This window comes from Methylobacterium sp. D48H, assembly GCF_053345715.1.
On the sequence record NZ_JBKFAP010000002.1, the window covers coordinates 458,110 to 473,895 of the forward strand.

General features: G+C 70.8%; 13 protein-coding genes. 7 read left to right on the forward strand and 6 right to left on the reverse strand.

All coding sequences use genetic code 11. The features are described from left to right. Positions 1 to 284 precede the first annotated feature (284 nt). The 7 genes from ACLBX8_RS08575 (at position 285) to ACLBX8_RS08605 (ending at position 6,816) form a co-directional block, all read left to right on the forward strand. Positions 285 to 2,054, forward strand: coding sequence for a PQQ-dependent methanol/ethanol family dehydrogenase (locus ACLBX8_RS08575; RefSeq protein ID WP_056527719.1), 1,770 nt, complete (start codon positions 285 to 287; stop codon positions 2,052 to 2,054). A gap of 174 nt (positions 2,055 to 2,228) precedes the next feature. Continuing rightward, on the forward strand, positions 2,229 to 2,888 hold the full coding sequence (locus ACLBX8_RS08580; RefSeq protein WP_447698581.1) for a response regulator: 660 nt from the start codon (positions 2,229 to 2,231) through the stop codon (positions 2,886 to 2,888). A gap of 258 nt (positions 2,889 to 3,146) precedes the next feature. Then, complete coding sequence (locus tag ACLBX8_RS08585; protein WP_447698580.1) at positions 3,147 to 3,278, forward strand: hypothetical protein; 132 nt, start codon at positions 3,147 to 3,149, stop codon at positions 3,276 to 3,278. Further along, positions 3,275 to 5,323 (forward strand): FUSC family protein, encoded by a 2,049-nt coding sequence (locus tag ACLBX8_RS08590; protein ID WP_447714968.1) that lies wholly within the window; start codon positions 3,275 to 3,277, stop codon positions 5,321 to 5,323. Before ACLBX8_RS08585 ends, ACLBX8_RS08590 begins: the two co-directional genes overlap by 4 nt. Next, on the forward strand, positions 5,320 to 5,529 hold the full coding sequence (locus ACLBX8_RS08595; protein ID WP_447714969.1) for a DUF1656 domain-containing protein: 210 nt from the start codon (positions 5,320 to 5,322) through the stop codon (positions 5,527 to 5,529). The genes ACLBX8_RS08590 and ACLBX8_RS08595 overlap by 4 nt, the downstream gene beginning before the upstream one ends. After that, on the forward strand, positions 5,526 to 6,452 hold the full coding sequence (locus tag ACLBX8_RS08600; protein WP_447714970.1) for an efflux RND transporter periplasmic adaptor subunit: 927 nt from the start codon (positions 5,526 to 5,528) through the stop codon (positions 6,450 to 6,452). The genes ACLBX8_RS08595 and ACLBX8_RS08600 overlap by 4 nt, the downstream gene beginning before the upstream one ends. A gap of 73 nt (positions 6,453 to 6,525) precedes the next feature. Further along, positions 6,526 to 6,816 carry a hypothetical protein gene (locus ACLBX8_RS08605; protein ID WP_447714971.1) on the forward strand — a complete coding sequence of 97 codons (291 nt, stop codon included), beginning with the start codon at positions 6,526 to 6,528 and terminating at the stop codon, positions 6,814 to 6,816. Between the two features lie 82 nt (positions 6,817 to 6,898). Here ACLBX8_RS08605 and ACLBX8_RS08610 read toward each other — a convergent pair whose 3' ends face one another. The 6 genes from ACLBX8_RS08610 to ACLBX8_RS08635 form a co-directional block, all read right to left on the reverse strand. After that, positions 6,899 to 8,371 carry an NAD-dependent succinate-semialdehyde dehydrogenase gene (locus tag ACLBX8_RS08610; RefSeq protein WP_447714972.1) on the reverse strand — a complete coding sequence of 491 codons (1,473 nt, stop codon included), beginning with the start codon at positions 8,369 to 8,371 and terminating at the stop codon, positions 6,899 to 6,901. After that, positions 8,364 to 10,376, reverse strand: a complete 2,013-nt coding sequence (locus tag ACLBX8_RS08615) for an acyl CoA:acetate/3-ketoacid CoA transferase (protein ID WP_447714973.1) — start codon at positions 10,374 to 10,376, stop codon at positions 8,364 to 8,366. The genes ACLBX8_RS08610 and ACLBX8_RS08615 overlap by 8 nt, the downstream gene beginning before the upstream one ends. Before the next feature lie 363 nt (positions 10,377 to 10,739). Then, complete coding sequence (gene phaC / locus ACLBX8_RS08620) at positions 10,740 to 11,870, reverse strand: class III poly(R)-hydroxyalkanoic acid synthase subunit PhaC (RefSeq protein ID WP_447714974.1); 1,131 nt, start codon at positions 11,868 to 11,870, stop codon at positions 10,740 to 10,742. Further along, complete coding sequence (locus ACLBX8_RS08625) at positions 11,863 to 12,693, reverse strand: poly(R)-hydroxyalkanoic acid synthase subunit PhaE (protein ID WP_447714975.1); 831 nt, start codon at positions 12,691 to 12,693, stop codon at positions 11,863 to 11,865. Before ACLBX8_RS08625 ends, phaC begins: the two co-directional genes overlap by 8 nt. A gap of 154 nt (positions 12,694 to 12,847) precedes the next feature. After that, positions 12,848 to 14,023 (reverse strand): iron-containing alcohol dehydrogenase, encoded by a 1,176-nt coding sequence (locus ACLBX8_RS08630; RefSeq protein ID WP_447714976.1) that lies wholly within the window; start codon positions 14,021 to 14,023, stop codon positions 12,848 to 12,850. A 43-nt stretch (positions 14,024 to 14,066) separates the two neighbouring features. Next, positions 14,067 to 15,719: an acetolactate synthase large subunit gene (locus tag ACLBX8_RS08635; protein ID WP_447714977.1), complete on the reverse strand. Its 1,653-nt coding sequence runs from the start codon at positions 15,717 to 15,719 to the stop codon at positions 14,067 to 14,069. Positions 15,720 to 15,786 lie beyond the last annotated feature (67 nt).

The window sequence follows — 15,786 nt, forward strand, 5'->3', positions numbered from 1 at the left end:
TTCGCTGCGCTCGCGATGACGGTAACAGCGAACATCAGACCTCCCGAACGAGACCTCCCGAACGAGACCTCCCTCGGATTCGCGCAAATCCGAGCGCCGATCTCGACGAATACATTGAATTCACCGGTCCGCAGAGTGGCCTTATTGGACCAATGGCCAATAAGACTTTCCTGAGAAGCCCGATAGCTTCGTCCTCCAAGGGGGCGCCCCGCGACTCGTGCGGCCCGCGTCGAAACCCGGATGCCCCGGCCACACGGACCGGGGCCGACCACGGAGGACACGTCATGAGAATGCGGACCCGGTTCCTCGCCGCGGTGGGCGTCGCCGCCCTCGTGGCGGGCGGCGCCCTGCCGGCCATGGCCCAGGGGGTCACCGAGCAGGACATCATCAACGACGCCAAGACGCCGGGCGACGTCGTCACCTACGGCCTCGGCCCGCAGGCCCAGCGCTTCAGCCCGCTGAAGACGCTCAACCGCGACAACATCAAGGGCCTCGTACCGGCCTGGTCGTTCTCCTTCGGCGGCGAGAAGCAGCGCGGCCAGGAGAGCCAGGCGCTGGTCAAGGACGGCATCATCTACGTCACGGGCTCGTACTCGCGCATGTACGCGATCGATTCCCGCAGCGGCGAGAAGAAGTGGGAGTACGACGCCCGCCTGCCGGAGGGCATCCTGCCCTGCTGCGACGTGGTGAACCGCGGCGCCGCGCTCTACAAGGACAACGTCTACTTCGGCACGCTCGACGCCAAGCTCGTCGCGCTCAACACCAAGACCGGCAAGGTCGTCTGGCGGAAGGAGATCGACGACTTCAAGGCCGGCTACAGCTACACGGCCGCCCCGATCATCGTGAAGGGCAAGATCATCACCGGCGTGTCGGGCGGCGAGTTCGGCGTGATCGGGCGCATCGAGGCCCGCGACGCCGAGACCGGCGAGGTCGTGTGGAAGCGCCCCGTGATCGAGGGCCACATGGGCGAGCTCAACGGCAAGCCCTCGACCATGACCGGCAAGGTCAACGAGAGCTGGCCCGGCGACATGTGGAAGTTCGGCGGCGGCGCCACGTGGCTCGGCGGCACCTACGATCCCGAGACCAACCTGATCTACTTCGGCACCGGCAACCCCGGCCCGTGGAACTCCTGGCTCCGGCCGGGCGACAACAAGTGGACCTCCTCGCGACTCGCCCTCAACCCCGACAACGGCGAAATCGTCTGGGGCTTCCAGACCACCCCGCACGACGGCTGGGACTTCGACGGCGTCAACGAGTTCGTGCCGTTCGACCTGAACAAGGGCGGCAAGACCATCAAGGCCGGCGCCACCGCCGACCGCAACGGCTTCTTCTACGTCCTCGACCGGACCAACGGGAAGTTCATCTCGGCGACGCCGTTCGTCGAGAAGATCAACTGGGCCAAGGGCATCGATGAGAACGGCCGCCCGATCTACAACGAGGAGAACCGCCCCGGCGACCCGAGCAAGGCGACCGGCGACGACAAGAAGGGCAAGTCGGTCTTCGCGGTGCCGAGCTTCCTCGGCGGCAAGAACTGGATGCCGATCGGCTACAGCCCCGACACCAAGCTGTTCTACGTGCCCTCCAACGAGTGGGGCATGGATATCTGGAACGAGCCGGTGAACTACAAGAAGGGTGCCGCCTACCTCGGCGCCGGCTTCACCATCAAGCCGGTCTTCGACGACCATATCGGCTCGCTCAAGGCGATCGACCCGGCCTCCGGCAAGGTCGTGTGGGAGTACAAGAACAAGGCCCCGCTCTGGGCCGGCGTGCTCACCACGGCGGGCAACCTCGTCTTCACCGGCACACCGGAGGGCTTCCTGAAGGCCTTCGACGCCAAGACCGGCGAGGAGGTCTGGAAGTTCCAGGTCGGGACCGGCGTGGTCTCCTCGCCGATCACCTGGGAGCAGGACGGCGAGCAGTGGGTCGGCGTCGCGGCCGGCTGGGGCGGCGCGGTCCCGCTCTGGGGCGGCGAGGTCGCCAAGTCGACGGCCGGCATCAACCAGGGCGGCAGCTTCTGGGCGTTCAAGCTGCCGAAGACGGTGGCGTCGCGCTGAGGGCCCGCAACCGAAAGCGTGCCGGCCCCCGCGGGCCGGCACGCCCAGGTCCCGGGGCCGGGCTGTCGTCTCAACACCCGCTTGCGCCCCGGGGCCGCATCGATCACCTTCGGACCTCCCGCCCGCGTATTCGGCGGATCCTGTGAGGATCTCGAGCGAAGGACCGAGGTCTCCGTGCATCTCCTGATCGTCGATGACCACCCGCTGTTCCGCGACGCCCTGGCGGCCACGATCCGGCTCGCAAACCCGGACGCGGTGCTGCACGAGGCCGACGGGATCGAGGCGGCCTGCGCGGTGCTCGCCGCGAACCGCGGCATCGACCTGACGCTCCTCGACCTGTCCATGCGCGGCGTGACCGGCTTCGACGGGCTGATCACCATCCGGGCGAGCTTCCCGCGCATCCCGATCCTGATCGTCTCCGGCCACGAGGATCCGCGCATCGTCCGCGAGACCCTGCAGCACGGGGCGGCGGGCTTCGTCCCCAAGGCCATGGACAAGGCGACGCTCACCCGGGCGATCACCGAGGTGATGAGCGGGGCACTGTTCCTGCCGCCCGGGCTCGCCGAGGCGGGCGCGCCCGCGCCCCGGTCCAAGAAGGCGCCGCTGGCCGAGCGCCTCGCCCGGCTGACGCCGCAGCAATTGCGGGTCCTGATGATGATCCGTCAGGGCAAGCTCAACAAGCAGATCGCCCACGAGCTCCAGGTCGGCGATTCGACCGTGAAGGCGCACGTCTCGGAGATCCTGCGCAAGCTCGAGGTCATCAGCCGCACGCAGATCGTGATCGACACGGCGTCCCTCGACTTCGACCAGATCCACAACAGCCACTCGGCCTGACGACGCGATCGCGGGATCCGGCCTGCGGCTCGGGGATCGCCGCGACCGCGGCAGCGCGTCCGGACGCGCCCCGTGCAGCGACCGGATCATATGCGCCCGCCGCAGAACAAACCCAAGTTATTGGTCGACTCATTCTTCTGGCGCAGCCCTGACCCCCTCGCGGCATCCCTCAATCGAGATCGATATGAGGCTATCTATCGGCGTGCGAGCCGATTGATCCGGTGACCTCGCCGGCTCCTCGCGACGGTGGATCAGGTTGTGACCGGCATCGATGGTCCGACGACGCGCGGGCGACTGCAGCAGATCGACACCCACGCCCTCCTGACCACCGGCTGCCACCGGAGCCGCGCCGCCGTCGGGGCCGCGCCCGAGCCGGAGCCGGTGCCGTGACCCTCCCCGGATGGCGCGACTGGGCCTTCGCGCTGAAGACCTACGCGGCGGCGATGCTCGCCCTGTACCTCGCGCTCTGGATCGACCTGCCGCGGCCCTACTGGGCCCTCGGCACCGTCTACATCACCAGCCAGGTCCTCTCCGGCGCGACGCGCGCGAAGGCCGCGTACCGGGTCTGCGGCACCGTGCTCGGCGCGGCGGTCAGCGTCGTGCTGGTGCCGAACCTCGTGAACGCGCCGCTCCTGCTGAGCCTCGCGGTGGCGCTCTGGGTCGCGCTCTGCCTCTACGTCTCCCTCCTCGACCGGACCCCCGCGAGCTACCTGCCGATGCTCGCCGGCTACACGGCGGCGCTGATCGGTTTCCCCGCCGTCGACGATCCCGGGGCGATCTTCGACACGGCGGTGGCGCGGGCCGAGGAGATCTCCCTCGGCATCGTCTGCGCCAGCCTTGCCGCCACGCTGATCCTGCCGCAATCGGCGGCCCCGCTCATCGTGGGACGGCTGAACGACTGGTCGGCGGAGGCCCGGGCCTGGATCCAGAGCGCCCTCGCGGCCGCCCGCGCGCCGGAGGCCGTTGGGCCGAGCCAGGGCCGGCGCCTGCGCCTCGCCTCGGACGCGATCGGCCTCGACGCCCTCGGCCTCGCCCTGCGCAACGAGGCGACGGGCGCGGAGCGCGCCGCCGAGGCCTTCGCGCCCCTCCGTCAGCACATGCTGATGGTCCTGCCGATCGTCGCCGCCGTGGCGGATCGCGTCGCCGCCCTTGAGGAAGCCGGCGCGGTTCCGGCGCGGCTCCGGGCCTTCCTGTCGGACCTCATCGCCTGGCTCGCCGACGAGGTCGACGATCCGGATCGCGCCGCGCGGCTGCGCGACCGGATCGACGGGTTCGAGCCCGCCCTCGGCCGGGCGCCGGACTGGAGCACGCTCCTCCTCGCGAGCCTCGCGGCGCGCCTGCGCGACGTCATCGACCTGCGCCAGGATCTGCGGGCACTGCGCGGCCACCTCGCGGCCGGCACCGCGCCCCGCGCGCCGCTCGCCTTCGCCTACACGGCCCGGGTCCGGTCGATCCGCCACCGGGACCACGGGCTGGCCGCGTTCTCGGCCTTCGGGGTGTTCGCGGGCCTGCTCGCCTGCTGCACCATCTGGATCGCCACCGGCTGGCCGGACGGGTCCGCGGCGCCGATGATGGGCGGGGTCGCCTGCTGCCTGTTCGCCGCGCAGGACGATCCCGCGCCGCAGATCCTGAGCTTCGCCAACTCGGCGATCGTCGGTGCCCTCAGCGCGGGCCTCTACCTGTTCGCCGTGCTGCCGCTCGCCACCTCCTTCGAGATGCTGGCGCTCGCCGTCGCACCGGCCCTGATCCTGTGCGGCCTGATGATGACGCAGCCGCGCACCGCCCCGATGGGCATGGGCGCGGCGCTGAACGGCGCGACCCTGCTGGCCCTCCAGAACGGCTACAGCGGGGACTTCGCGCCCTTCGCCAACGGGGTGATCGCCTCGGTGGTGGGCATGTGGGTCGCCGCCGCGGTGACCCGGGTGATCCGCTCGGTCGGCGCCGGCTGGAGCGCGCGGCGGCTGATCGGGATCAACCGGCGCAGCCTCGCGGCCGCCGCGGACGGGCGCGGCACCGGCCACGGGCTCGAACTCGCGGCCCTCATGCTCGACCGCGTCGGCCTGATCGCGCCGCGGCTGGCGAGCCTGCCCGCGGACACGTCCGCCTCCGTGGGCGACCTGCTGGCCGATGTCCGGGTGGGCATCAACCTCGTGGAGGTCCGCCGGGTGCGCCGGCGGCTGACGGGCCCGGCCCGCAACACCGTCGACCGGGTCCTCGCGCTGGCGGCGCGCCAGCTGCGCGGCCGGACCGACCGGCCGGACGCGGCGCTGCTCGCGGCGCTGGACGAGGCGCTCGACGCCGTCGCGGGCGCGGCCCCGTCGCCGGAGCGGCGCGCCGCCCTGATCGGCCTCACCGGCCTGCGCCGCGGGCTCTTCGCCGACGCGCCGGCCTACCGGGCGGCGCCAGCCCTGGACCACCGGGAGATGGCGGCATGATGGGCGAGATCGACCTCTGCGGCGTGTTCGTGCCGGGCCTCGCCCTCTGGATGGCGCTGGCCTTCGCCCTCGGCCTGCCGTTGCACCGCCTGCTCGCGGCGACCGGCCTCTACCGCCTCGTCTGGCACCGGCCGCTCTTCGACCTCGCCCTCTACGTCGTCCTGCTCGGCGGCGTGGTGACCCTCGCCCACCGGACCCTGCCATGACCGCCCTGTTCTCCGCCCTCGGCCGCCTCCTGGTCACTCTCGGCATGGTCGCCGCGGCGCTGATCGTGGGCCTCGGCCTGTGGGACTATTACATGGACGCCCCCTGGACCCGGGACGGGCGCGTGCGCGCCGACGTGGTGGCGGTGGCCCCCGACGTCTCCGGCCTCGTCACCGAGGTGCTGGTGGAGGACAATCAGGTCGTGCGGAAGGGCGACATCCTGTTCCGGATCGATCCGGACCGGTTCCGCCTGGGGCTGCGGCAGGCGGAGGCGATGGTGGAGGGCCGCAAGGCGACCGCCGAGCAGGAGGCGGCCGACTACGCCCGCTACAGCAGACTCTCCGACGCGGCGGTGTCGCAGCAGCGGGTCGAGGCCGCCAAGGCGGCCGACCTGTCGGCGCGGGCCGCCTACGAGCAGGGCCTGGCGGATCGCGACCTCGCCAAGCTCAACCTGGAGCGCTCGGCGGTGCGCGCGCCGGTCAACGGCCGGATCACCAACATGGAGCTGCGGCCGGGCGCCTACGTCACCACGGGTCGCGGCGTGATGGCGCTGATCGACAGCGACACCGTCCGGATCGAGGGCTACTTCGAGGAGACGAAGCTCCCGCGGATCCGCGTCGGCGCGCCCGTGACCGTCGAGCTCATGGGTGAGGACGGGGCGCTCCGCGGCCACGTCGCCAGCATCGCCGGCGGCATCGGCGAGACCGGCCGCAGCGACGCCTCCAACCTGCTCGCGAACGTGAACCCGACTTTCTCGTGGGTGCGCCTCGCTCAGCGCATCCCGGTGCGGATCAGCCTCGACGGCGGCACGGCGGATCCGCGGCTGGTGAGCGGCCGGACCGCGACGGTCTCGATCGCGCCGGCGGCCGGCGGGGAACCCCTGCGCTGGCCCTGGACGGCGTGGCGCGAGGCGCTCGCCCGCTGAAGGCGCGACCGAACCATCCGGGCGCGCCCGGGTTGGCCTCACACCACAGCCCAACGACCTGTCAGGAGGCCCCATGTCGAAGACGATCCTCGCCCTCGCCACGTCATTCGTACTCGCCACGTCCGGGGCGACGCTGGCCCAGGCGCCGCAGACCGGCGGCGCCAACCAGGGCAACGTCAACAAGTCCGGCGCGGTGGGCGGCACCGGGACCGGGACCGGCTCGATGGAGAGCACCGGGTCCACCGGCGCCGGCATGGCGCCCGGCACCAGCGGCGGCCCGCGGGTCAGCACCCCCGGCGCCCCCGCCGGCAGCAGCTCGGGCAACGGCGCTACCGGGAGCGGCGCTGCGCCCAGCGGGAAGTAGGCCCCGCCGGTTCTCCCTCCCGCCGCCGTGGGGGGAGGGAGAACCCGTCAGGTCCCGATCCGGACCGGCGTGTGCCCCGGCCCTACGCGCCGAGGCCGCCCACGCACAGGTACTTGGTGTTCAGGTAATCCTCGATGCCCTGGTACGAGCCCTCGCGGCCGAGGCCGGATTCCTTCACGCCGCCGAAGGGCGCCACCTCGGTGGTGATGATCCCCTCGTTGATCCCGACCATGCCGTATTCCAGCGCCTCCGCGACCCGGAAGGTCCGGCCGAGGTCGCGGGTGTAGAAGTAGCAGGCGAGCCCGTACTCGGTGTCGTTGGCCATGCGGATCGCCTCCGCCTCGTCGCGGAAGCGGAACAGCGGCGCCAGCGGCCCGAAGGTCTCTTCCCGGGCCACCGCCATGGCGGGGGTGGCGCCGGTGATCACCGTCGGCTCGAAGAACTGGCCGCCCAGCGCGTGGCGGTGGCCGCCCGCCACCACCCGGCCGCCCTTCTCGACGGCGTCGCGGATATGGGCCTCGGTCTTCTCCACGGCCGCCATGTCGATCAGCGGCCCCTGGGCGACGCCGTCGTCGACGCCGTTGCCGACTTTCAGGCGGTTGGCCGCCTCGGCCATCTTCTCCGCGAAGGCGTCGTAGATCCCGTCCTGCACCAGGAACCGGTTGGTGCAGATGCAGGTCTGGCCGGAATTGCGGTATTTGGCGAGCATCGCGCCCGCCACCGCCTTGTCGAGGTCGGCGTCGTCGAACACGATGAAGGGCGCGTTGCCGCCCAATTCCATCGAGACCTTCTTCACCGTGTGGGCGGCCTGCTCCAGCAGCACCTTGCCGACCTCGGTGGAGCCGGTGAACGTGATCTTCTTGACGAGCGGGTTGCCGGTCATCTCGGCGCCGATCGCCCGGGCCGAGCCGGTGAGGATCGAGACTGTGCCGGCCGGGAAGCCGGCGCGCTCGCACAGCACGCCCCAGGCGAGGCCCGAGAGCGGGGTCTGCGAGGCGGGCTTGATCACGATCGGGCAGCCGGCGGCCAGAGCCGGGGCGATCTTGCGGGCGATCATCGAGGACGGGAAGTTCCACGGCGTGATCGCCGCCACGACGCCGACCGGCTCCTTGGTGACGAGGATCTTGCGGTCGCCCCAGGGGGAGGGGACCACGTCGCCGTAGACGCGGCGCGCCTCTTCCGCGAACCACAGCACGTAGGCCGCCGACATGGCGACCTCGCCGCGCGACTCGGTCAGCGACTTGCCCTGCTCGGCGGTGAGGATCTGCGCCAGATCTTCCTGATGCTCGGTCACGAGCGCCGCGAGCTTGCGCAGCAGCACGGCGCGCTCGTTGGCGGTCTTGGCGCGCCACGCCGGGTAGGCCTCGTGCGCCGCCTTGATCGCCTGCCGGGTCTCGTCGGCGCCGGCATTCGGCACCTTGGCGATCAGCGCGCCGGTCGCCGGGTTGGTGACGTCGATGCTGCCGGAACCGGCCTTCGACCATGCGCCGCCGATCAGGCAGGCATCGACCAGCAGGGCGCGGTCCTTCAGGGAGGGGGTCTCGAACTCAGGCATCCAACGGTTCCTTCGGCGGCCGCGGCATGTCGGGCTGGGACATGCCGGGCCGCGGCTTGAGAGGCACGCTCTGGGCCGTATTCCTCGCCTGCGCCTCGGCTTTTGTCTCGAAGACATGGGGAGCCAGGTCACGGCTCGCCAACGAGGCGCCGAGTTTCAATCGCAAGAACGCGCTCGTGGTATACCGGGACGCGGTCTCGTAATAGCGGTTTTCGAGATAGGCGATCGCCGAGAAGTAGGCGTCGCTCACCGTCGGGTCGATCTCGAACCCGTCGTAATTGGCGATCAGGTGGACCTTGCGGCCGATCTCCTGGCAGGCGCGCTCGTATTCGCGGCGCACCAGCTCGACGTCGTCGATGGTCCGGACCTGGAAGCCCTCGAGGTTCGAGAACAGGATGTTGCGCTCCGGGTCGTAGCTGATCCGCTCCGACAGCGAGAGGCCCAGCAGCCAGGGCTCCAGCGCCATCACGGACTCGCGGAACAGGCGCGGATCCATAGGCTGCGGATCCTGCACGATCGGGGTGAAGCCCATCTGGCCGAGGATGTCGCGCGCGATGTCGATGCCCGGCGCGACCTCGACCAGCTCCATGCCGGCCCGCGTCCGGCGGAACACGCAGCGCTCGGTCACGTAGAGCACCGGCTGGCCGCGCTCGGCCGCGTAGGCCCCCGAGAAGGTCACCTGCTCGACCGCGGCGATGAATTTCCGCGAGCGGCCCTCGCTGAGGATCCGGATGCCGCCGTCCTCCACCGCCACCTTGAGGCCGTCGGCCGTGAAGGTGCCGGCGAAGACGAGGCTCTTGGCGTTCTGCGAGATGTTGATGAACCCGCCCGCGCCCGCGAGCTTCTTGCCGAACCGGCTGACGTTGACGTTGCCCTCGGCGTCGCACTGGGCGAGGCCCAGGCAGGCGAGATCGAGGCCGCCGCCGTCGTAGAAGTCGAACTGCTGGTTCTGATGCAGCACCGCGGCCGGGTTCAGGGCGGCGCCGAAATCCAGGCCGCCCTGCGGCAGGCCGCCGATCACGCCCGGCTCGGCGGTCAGCGTCAGGTATTTCAGCACCCGCTCCTCGGCGGCGACCGCCGCGACGCCCTCGGGCATGCCGATGCCGAGATTGACCACGCCGCCGGGCGGCAGCTCGAAGGCGCAGCGCCGGGCGATGACCTTGCGGGTGTCGAGCGGCATCGGGGCGATCCGGTCGAGCGGCACGCGCTGGCGGCCCGTGAAGGCGTGGTTGTAGGGCGTGCCGTAGGTCTGGCGGTGGTTCTCGGGCGTGCTGAGCACCACGCAATCGACCAGCACGCCGGGCACCTGCACCTCGCGCGGGTTGAGAGAGCCGGCCTCGGCGAGCCGCTCGACCTGGGCGATGACGAAGCCGCCCGAGTTCTTCGCCGCCATGGCGGCGGCGAGGTTGTCGAGGGTGAGCGCCTCGCGCTCCATGGTGATGTTGCCGGCGGGGTCGGCCGTGGTGCCGCGGATCAGCGCGACGTTGACCGGGAAGGCCTTGTAGTGGAGCCAGGCCTCGCCGCCGAGCTCGACCACGCTGACGAGGTCTTCCTGCGTCACGGCGTTGAGCTTGCCGCCCTCCAGACGGGGGTCGACGAAGGTGCGTAACCCCACTTTGGTGATGTGGCCCGGCGTGTGGGCGGCGATCTCGCGGTAGAGGTGCGAGACCACGCCGAGCGGCAGGTTGTAGGCCTCGATCTCGCCCGCCACCGCCATGGCGCCGAGCTTCGGCACGAGCGCCCAGTGGCCGCCGACGACGCGGCGGACGAGGCCCGGGATCGCGAGCTTGTTGAGGCCGCGCTCCTTGCCGTCGCCGGGGGCGGCCGCGAACATCAGGCCGATCCCGTGCGGGCCGTTGCCGGATTCGAAGCGGCGGGCGAGCGCCAGGATCAGCTCGTCGGGCGTGCCGATCCCGACGAAGCCCGAGACCGCGACCATGTCGCCGTCCTGCAGGATGGCGGCGGCCTCATCGGCGCTGACGATCTTGTTCTTCAGGCTGCCCATCGGGTGGTCCTCGGCGCCCGGGATGCGGTTCGCCCCCCGCGCAGGGAGGCTATGATGTCCGCCGGACTGGATCGATCGCTGGCATTGGTGACAGACCGCGACACGCCCCCTCTCCCGTGCGGGAGAGGGTCGGGGTGAGGGACGAGAAGCTTCAGGATGGAGCGCGCCGTCGATGCGCGTGCATGGCGCGGCTTCTCCGGACGAACCTGATCCCTCACCCTGTCCCTCTCCCGCACGGGAGAGGGAACCCGCGCTCGATCCTGCCGCCACGGCGCCGCGCACGATGTGCGTATCCAGTGGCCGTCCCGGCAGACGTGGGCGGGGAGGGGCGTCGCGCTCATCGAGGACTGTCGGGCAGACATCCTACCCCCGCTTGCCGAGCCAGTCGGCGATGCCGGAGCCCAGCAGCTTCTGTGCCTTGCCGCCGACGAAGACGCCGACATGGCCGCCGGGCAGCCCCATCTCGGTGTAGTCGGTGGTGCCGATCTTATCCTTCAGCGCCTGCGAGGTGGCCGGCGGGATGATGTGGTCGTCCTGAGCGAAGACGTTCAGCACCGGGCAGATGATGGCCTTCAGGTCCACCCGCCGGCCGCCGAGCTCGAAGGCGCTCTCGACCAGCTTGTTGTCCTGGTAGAGGTCCTTCAGCCACTGCTTGGCGGCCTCGCCGGGATGGTCCGGCCGGTCGGCGATCCACTTCTCCATGCGGAGGAAGTTCAGGAACTTCTTCTTGTCGTCGAGGGCGTCGAGCAGGTCGAGGTTGTACTTCGTCATGGTCCGCATCGGCGTCATCATCGAGAACACCGAGCCCATGAAGGCGCCGGGCAGCGACCCCTGCGCCTCGATCAGCCGGTCGACATCCTCGGGCGTGAGCGACCGCGTCCAGACGTTGATGAAGCCGTGGCCGGCCCGGTTCTCCCGCGTGTCGGCGTGGAAGTCGATCGGCGTGATCGTCAGCACCATCGCGTTGACGGTCTCGGGGTAGAGCGCCGCGTAGCAGGTGGTGAAGACGCCGCCCTCGCAGATGCCGAGCAGGCTCACTCGCTCGCGCCCGGCCGCCTCCTGGATGAAGGCGACACACTCGGCGAGGTAGCCGTCCACGTAATCGTCGATGGTGACGTAGCGGTCGGCCCGGCCCGGATTGCCCCAGTCGACCACGTAGAGGTCGAGGCCGAGATTCAGCAGGTTGCGGACGAGCGAGCGGTCCTCCTGAAGGTCGGCCATCGTGTAGCGGCCGATCAGGCCGTAGACGATCAGCACCGGCGGCAGGCCCTTGCTCTCGGCGAGCGGCCGGTAGCGGTAGAGGCTGACCTTGTCCTGGCTCCAGACCAGGTCCTTCGGCGTGGTGGCGATCTCGACATCGGCGTCGCTGACATCGGCGAACAGCCTGGCGCCCTCGCTGATGCGGCGGCCGAGGGTGCCGACCTCGGCCAGCAACGCGGCCGGGGTGAGATTCAGCGGGGCGGCCGGCCCCTTCGGCTTCTCCTGATCAGCCATGGGCGTCCTCCCCGACCCGTGAACCGCCGGCTCTCGCGGTCTTGCCGGCCTGCCGACGCTCGCGGCGGAGCGCCCGGACTTCCCGGCGCAGCTCGGTCAGGCTCTTGTGGACGTCGTCGAGCTCGGCCCGGGTCGGCTGGCCGTAGAACTCGGACAGGAAGGCCGCGACGTCCTGCTGGGCGAGCCGGAGGTCCGTGGAGGCCCGCAGGACCGCCCGCTGCGAGGCCAGGAACGCGTCGGAGCGCTGGACCTCCAGGAGGACCGCGTTGGCGGTCTCGATCCACCGGCTCATCATCTCGCGGGCGGAGGCGAAGCTCTCGCCGTTTTCGGCGCGGGCATTGGCCTCCTTCGCGAAGGTCCCGGCCGCCCGCGTCCAGGCCTGCAGCATCACGGCCTGATGCTCGCTCTGCGCCCGCCGCAGGCTCGCCCAGGCGGTGAACAGCGCCGCGTAGCGCCGCTCGGTCTGCCACAGGTCGGCGAGCTGCGGGCCCTCGGCCATGCGGGTGAGGGCGGCGTCGAACTCGGCCGAGCCGCCGAGCCAGGCCTGCGGATCGAAGATCCGGGCGAGCACCGCCCCGGCGGTCGGGTCCGGCGCGCCGGGGCCGCCCTGGAGCGAGCGCGTCAGCGTCTGCGAGAGGGCGCTGGCGGCGGTCCAGGCCTCGGTCAGCTTGGCCTGCGCCGCGGCGAGATCCGCGAGGTCGCCGCCCGGGAAGGCCGGCCAGCCGAACCTGGTCGCGGACTGCCCGGCGCCCGGGGTGAAGAAGCCCGCGCCGGCCCGCGTCCAGAACTCGCTCATGGCCCGGAACGCGTCGAACTGGTCCATGCTGGCGTTTCTCCTCACAGCCTCAGGGCTGAAGTCTTCGAACCCGCCGTCTCTGCGAGCGGAGCGAAGCAATCCAGCAGCGCCATGCTCGGCGAGGGCGCGCCGCCCTGGGTCGCTTCGCTGCGCTCGCGATGACGGAGCCGGCGACCCGCGCTCACGCGGCCGGTCGCGCTTCCCCGAGGGCTTCCGCGTAAATCGCGAAGGCGTCGTCGTAGGTCACCTCGCGCGGGTTGTTCACGAGGAGCCGCGTCTGCTTCATCGCGTCGGTGGCCATGCGCTCCAGGTCCTGCCGGGCGACGCCGACCTCGGCCAGCGAGGCCGGAACCTTGCAGTCGCGGCAGATCGCGTCGAGACTCTCCACGAAGCGCTTGGCGGCCTCGGGCCGCGGCAGGTCCGCGGCCGCGGGGTCGAGGATCGGCGCGAGCTCAGCGTAGAGTCCTTCAGCGTGCGAGAGGTTGAAGCGCATCACCCCCATCAGCACCAGGGCGTTCGAGAGCCCGTGCGGCACGTGGAAGATCGCGCCGACCGGGTAGGCGAGGGCGTGCACCGCCGCCACCGGCGCGTTGGCGAAGGCCATGCCGGCCAGCATTGAGCCGAGCAGCATGCCGGAGCGCGCCTCGAGGTTCTTCCCGTCCGTGCAGGCAGTCCGGATGTTGGCCGAGAGCAGCGCCAGGGCCTGCTTGGCGAGCTGGTCGGAGATCGGGTTCTTCTTGTTCTTGCTGGTGAAGGCCTCGATGGCGTGGACCATGGCGTCGATGCCGGTCGCCGCGGTGACGTGCGACGGCAGGCCCAGCGTCAGCTCCGGGTCGAGCACCGCCCAGTCGGGCAGGAGCTTCGGCGCGACGACGCCCTTCTTCTCGGTGGTCGGCGTCGTGACGATCGAGATCGGCGTCACCTCCGAGCCGGTGCCGGCCGTGGTCGGCACCAGGATCAGCGGCAGGCGGTCGCCCTTGGCGAGGCCGACGCCGTAGATCGCGTCGAGCGGCTCGTCGGACTTGGCGAGGTAGGCCACGAGCTTGGCGGTATCGAGCGCCGAGCCGCCGCCGATCGACAGGACGAGGTCGGTCCCGAGCTCGCGGGCGCGCTTGGCCGCCGCCTCGATCACCTTCGAGGGCGGGTCGGCGACCACGTCCTCGTAGACGTCGAGGGTGACGCCCGCGGCGGCCAGGGCCGCCTCGGCGGCCTGGGTGAGGCCGGCGCCGCGCACGCCCTTGTCGGTGACGAGCAGGACGCGCTTGGCCCCGAAGCTGCCGACGATCTCGGGCAGCTTCTTCGCGGCGCCGGCCTCGAACAGCACGTTCGGCGTGGTCTGGAAGGTGAACGGGTTCATCGCGCTGCCCTGTCTTGCGTGCCGACCATCTGCGAAACCGGCCTCACTCGGCCGGCTCGAAATCCTTCACCTTGGCGCGCAGCTCGTCGACCAGCACGCGGGTGTTCTCCGAGTAGTCGATCGGCACCGCCACGAGGTGCACCCCGCCCGCCGCGAAGGCCCGGTCCAGCGTCGGCACGAGGTCGTTGACCGACTCGACCCGGTGGCCGGTCGCCCCGTACGACTTGGCGTAGAGGACGAAGTCCGGGTTGCTGAAGGTCATGCCGTAATCGGCGAACTTGTCGACCGCCTGCTTCCAGCGGATCATCCCGTAGGCCGAGTCGTCGAGCACCAGCACCACGAGGTTGAGCTTCAGCCGGACGGCGGTCTCCATCTCCTGGCTGTTCATCATGAACCCGCCGTCGCCGCACACGGCCATCACGCGCCGCTTCGGGTAGAGCATCGCCGCCATCATGGCCGAGGGCAGGCCCGCGCCCATCGTGGCCAGCGCGTTGTCGAGGAGCAGCGTGTTGGCGACGTAGGTGCGGTAGTTCCGGGCGAACCAGATCTTGTACATGCCGTTGTCGAGGCACACGATCCCGTCCTCCGGGATCACCCGGCGCACGTCGCGCACGAGGCGCTGCGGTGTCACCGGGAAGCGGTCCTCGCCGGCCCGGTCGGCGATGTGGCCGAGGATGTGCTCGCGCAGGTGCAGCAGCGCGCCCGCGTTCGTGAGCTTGCCGTCGAGCTTGTCGGCCAGGAGCTTCAGCGTCGGGCCGAGGTCGCCCACCACCTCGGCATCCGGATAGTACACCTGCTCGACGTTGGCCGGCATGTAGCCGATGTGCACGACCTTCTGGTCGGCCTGGCCCATGAAGAACGGCGGCTTCTCGATCGTGTCGTGGCCGATGGCGATGATCAGGTCGGCCTTGTCGATCGCCTCGTGGACGTAGTCGCGCTCGGAGAGGGCCGCGGTGCCCATGTAGAGGTCGGTCCCGCCCGCCACCGTGCCCTTGCCCATCTGGGTGGTAAAGAACGGGATGCCGGTGCGCTGCACGAAGCCGCCGAGCTCGCCGGTGGCGCGGGGGCGGCTCGCGGCGGCGCCCAGCATAATCAGCGGGCGCTTGGCCTTCAGGATCATGTCCGCGGCGCGCGCGATCGCGGTCGGGTGCGCGACCGGGATGTCGATCGGGTGCGAGGGGACGAGGTCGGCCTCGGCCTCCTCGGAGGCGATGTCCTCGGGCAGCTCCAGCAGCACCGGGCCGGGCCGCTCCTCGGTGGCGACCCGGAAGGCGTCGCGCACGATGGTGGGGATCGAGGAGGCCGAGACGATCTGCCGGGCCATCTTGGTGATCGGCTTCATCGACGAGATCACGTCGACGATCTGGAACTTGGCCTGGCGCGAGGACAGGATGCCCTTCTGGCCGGTGATGATGATCATCGGCATGGCGCCAAGATGGGCGTAGGCCGCGCCGGTGGAGAAGTTCAGGGCGCCCGGGCCGAGCGTCGAGAGGCAGACGCCGGGGCGGCCGGTGAGTCGGCCGTGGGTGGCGGCCATGAAGGACGCCGCCTGCTCGTGGCGGGTCAGGACCAGCTCGATCTTGGAGTTGCGCAGAGATTCGACGACGTCGAGGTTCTCCTCCCCGGGAATCCCGAAGATGCGGTCGACGCCCTCGTTCTCGAGGGCCGCGACGAGGAGATCTGAACCTTTGGGCATGCGACGTCTCGCTGATGTAACGGTGTTCCCCGGCCGTCCGGGTCGATTCCGGCACTGTGATCGCGAG

Bases quoted from the DNA above. Each gene is read 5' to 3' on its own strand.
- ACLBX8_RS08575 (WP_056527719.1), top strand. From the start codon at position 285: ATGAGAATGCGGACCCGGTTCCTCGCCGCGGTGGGCGTCGCCGCCCTC.
- ACLBX8_RS08595 (WP_447714969.1), top strand. From the start codon at position 5,320: ATGATGGGCGAGATCGACCTCTGCGGCGTGTTCGTGCCGGGCCTCGCC.
- ACLBX8_RS08600 (WP_447714970.1), top strand. From the start codon at position 5,526: ATGACCGCCCTGTTCTCCGCCCTCGGCCGCCTCCTGGTCACTCTCGGC.
- ACLBX8_RS08605 (WP_447714971.1), top strand. From the start codon at position 6,526: ATGTCGAAGACGATCCTCGCCCTCGCCACGTCATTCGTACTCGCCACG.
- ACLBX8_RS08610 (WP_447714972.1), bottom strand. From the start codon at position 8,371: ATGCCTGAGTTCGAGACCCCCTCCCTGAAGGACCGCGCCCTGCTGGTC.
- ACLBX8_RS08615 (WP_447714973.1), bottom strand. From the start codon at position 10,376: ATGGGCAGCCTGAAGAACAAGATCGTCAGCGCCGATGAGGCCGCCGCC.
- phaC (WP_447714974.1), bottom strand. From the start codon at position 11,870: ATGGCTGATCAGGAGAAGCCGAAGGGGCCGGCCGCCCCGCTGAATCTC.
- ACLBX8_RS08625 (WP_447714975.1), bottom strand. From the start codon at position 12,693: ATGGACCAGTTCGACGCGTTCCGGGCCATGAGCGAGTTCTGGACGCGG.
- ACLBX8_RS08630 (WP_447714976.1), bottom strand. From the start codon at position 14,023: ATGAACCCGTTCACCTTCCAGACCACGCCGAACGTGCTGTTCGAGGCC.
- ACLBX8_RS08635 (WP_447714977.1), bottom strand. From the start codon at position 15,719: ATGCCCAAAGGTTCAGATCTCCTCGTCGCGGCCCTCGAGAACGAGGGC.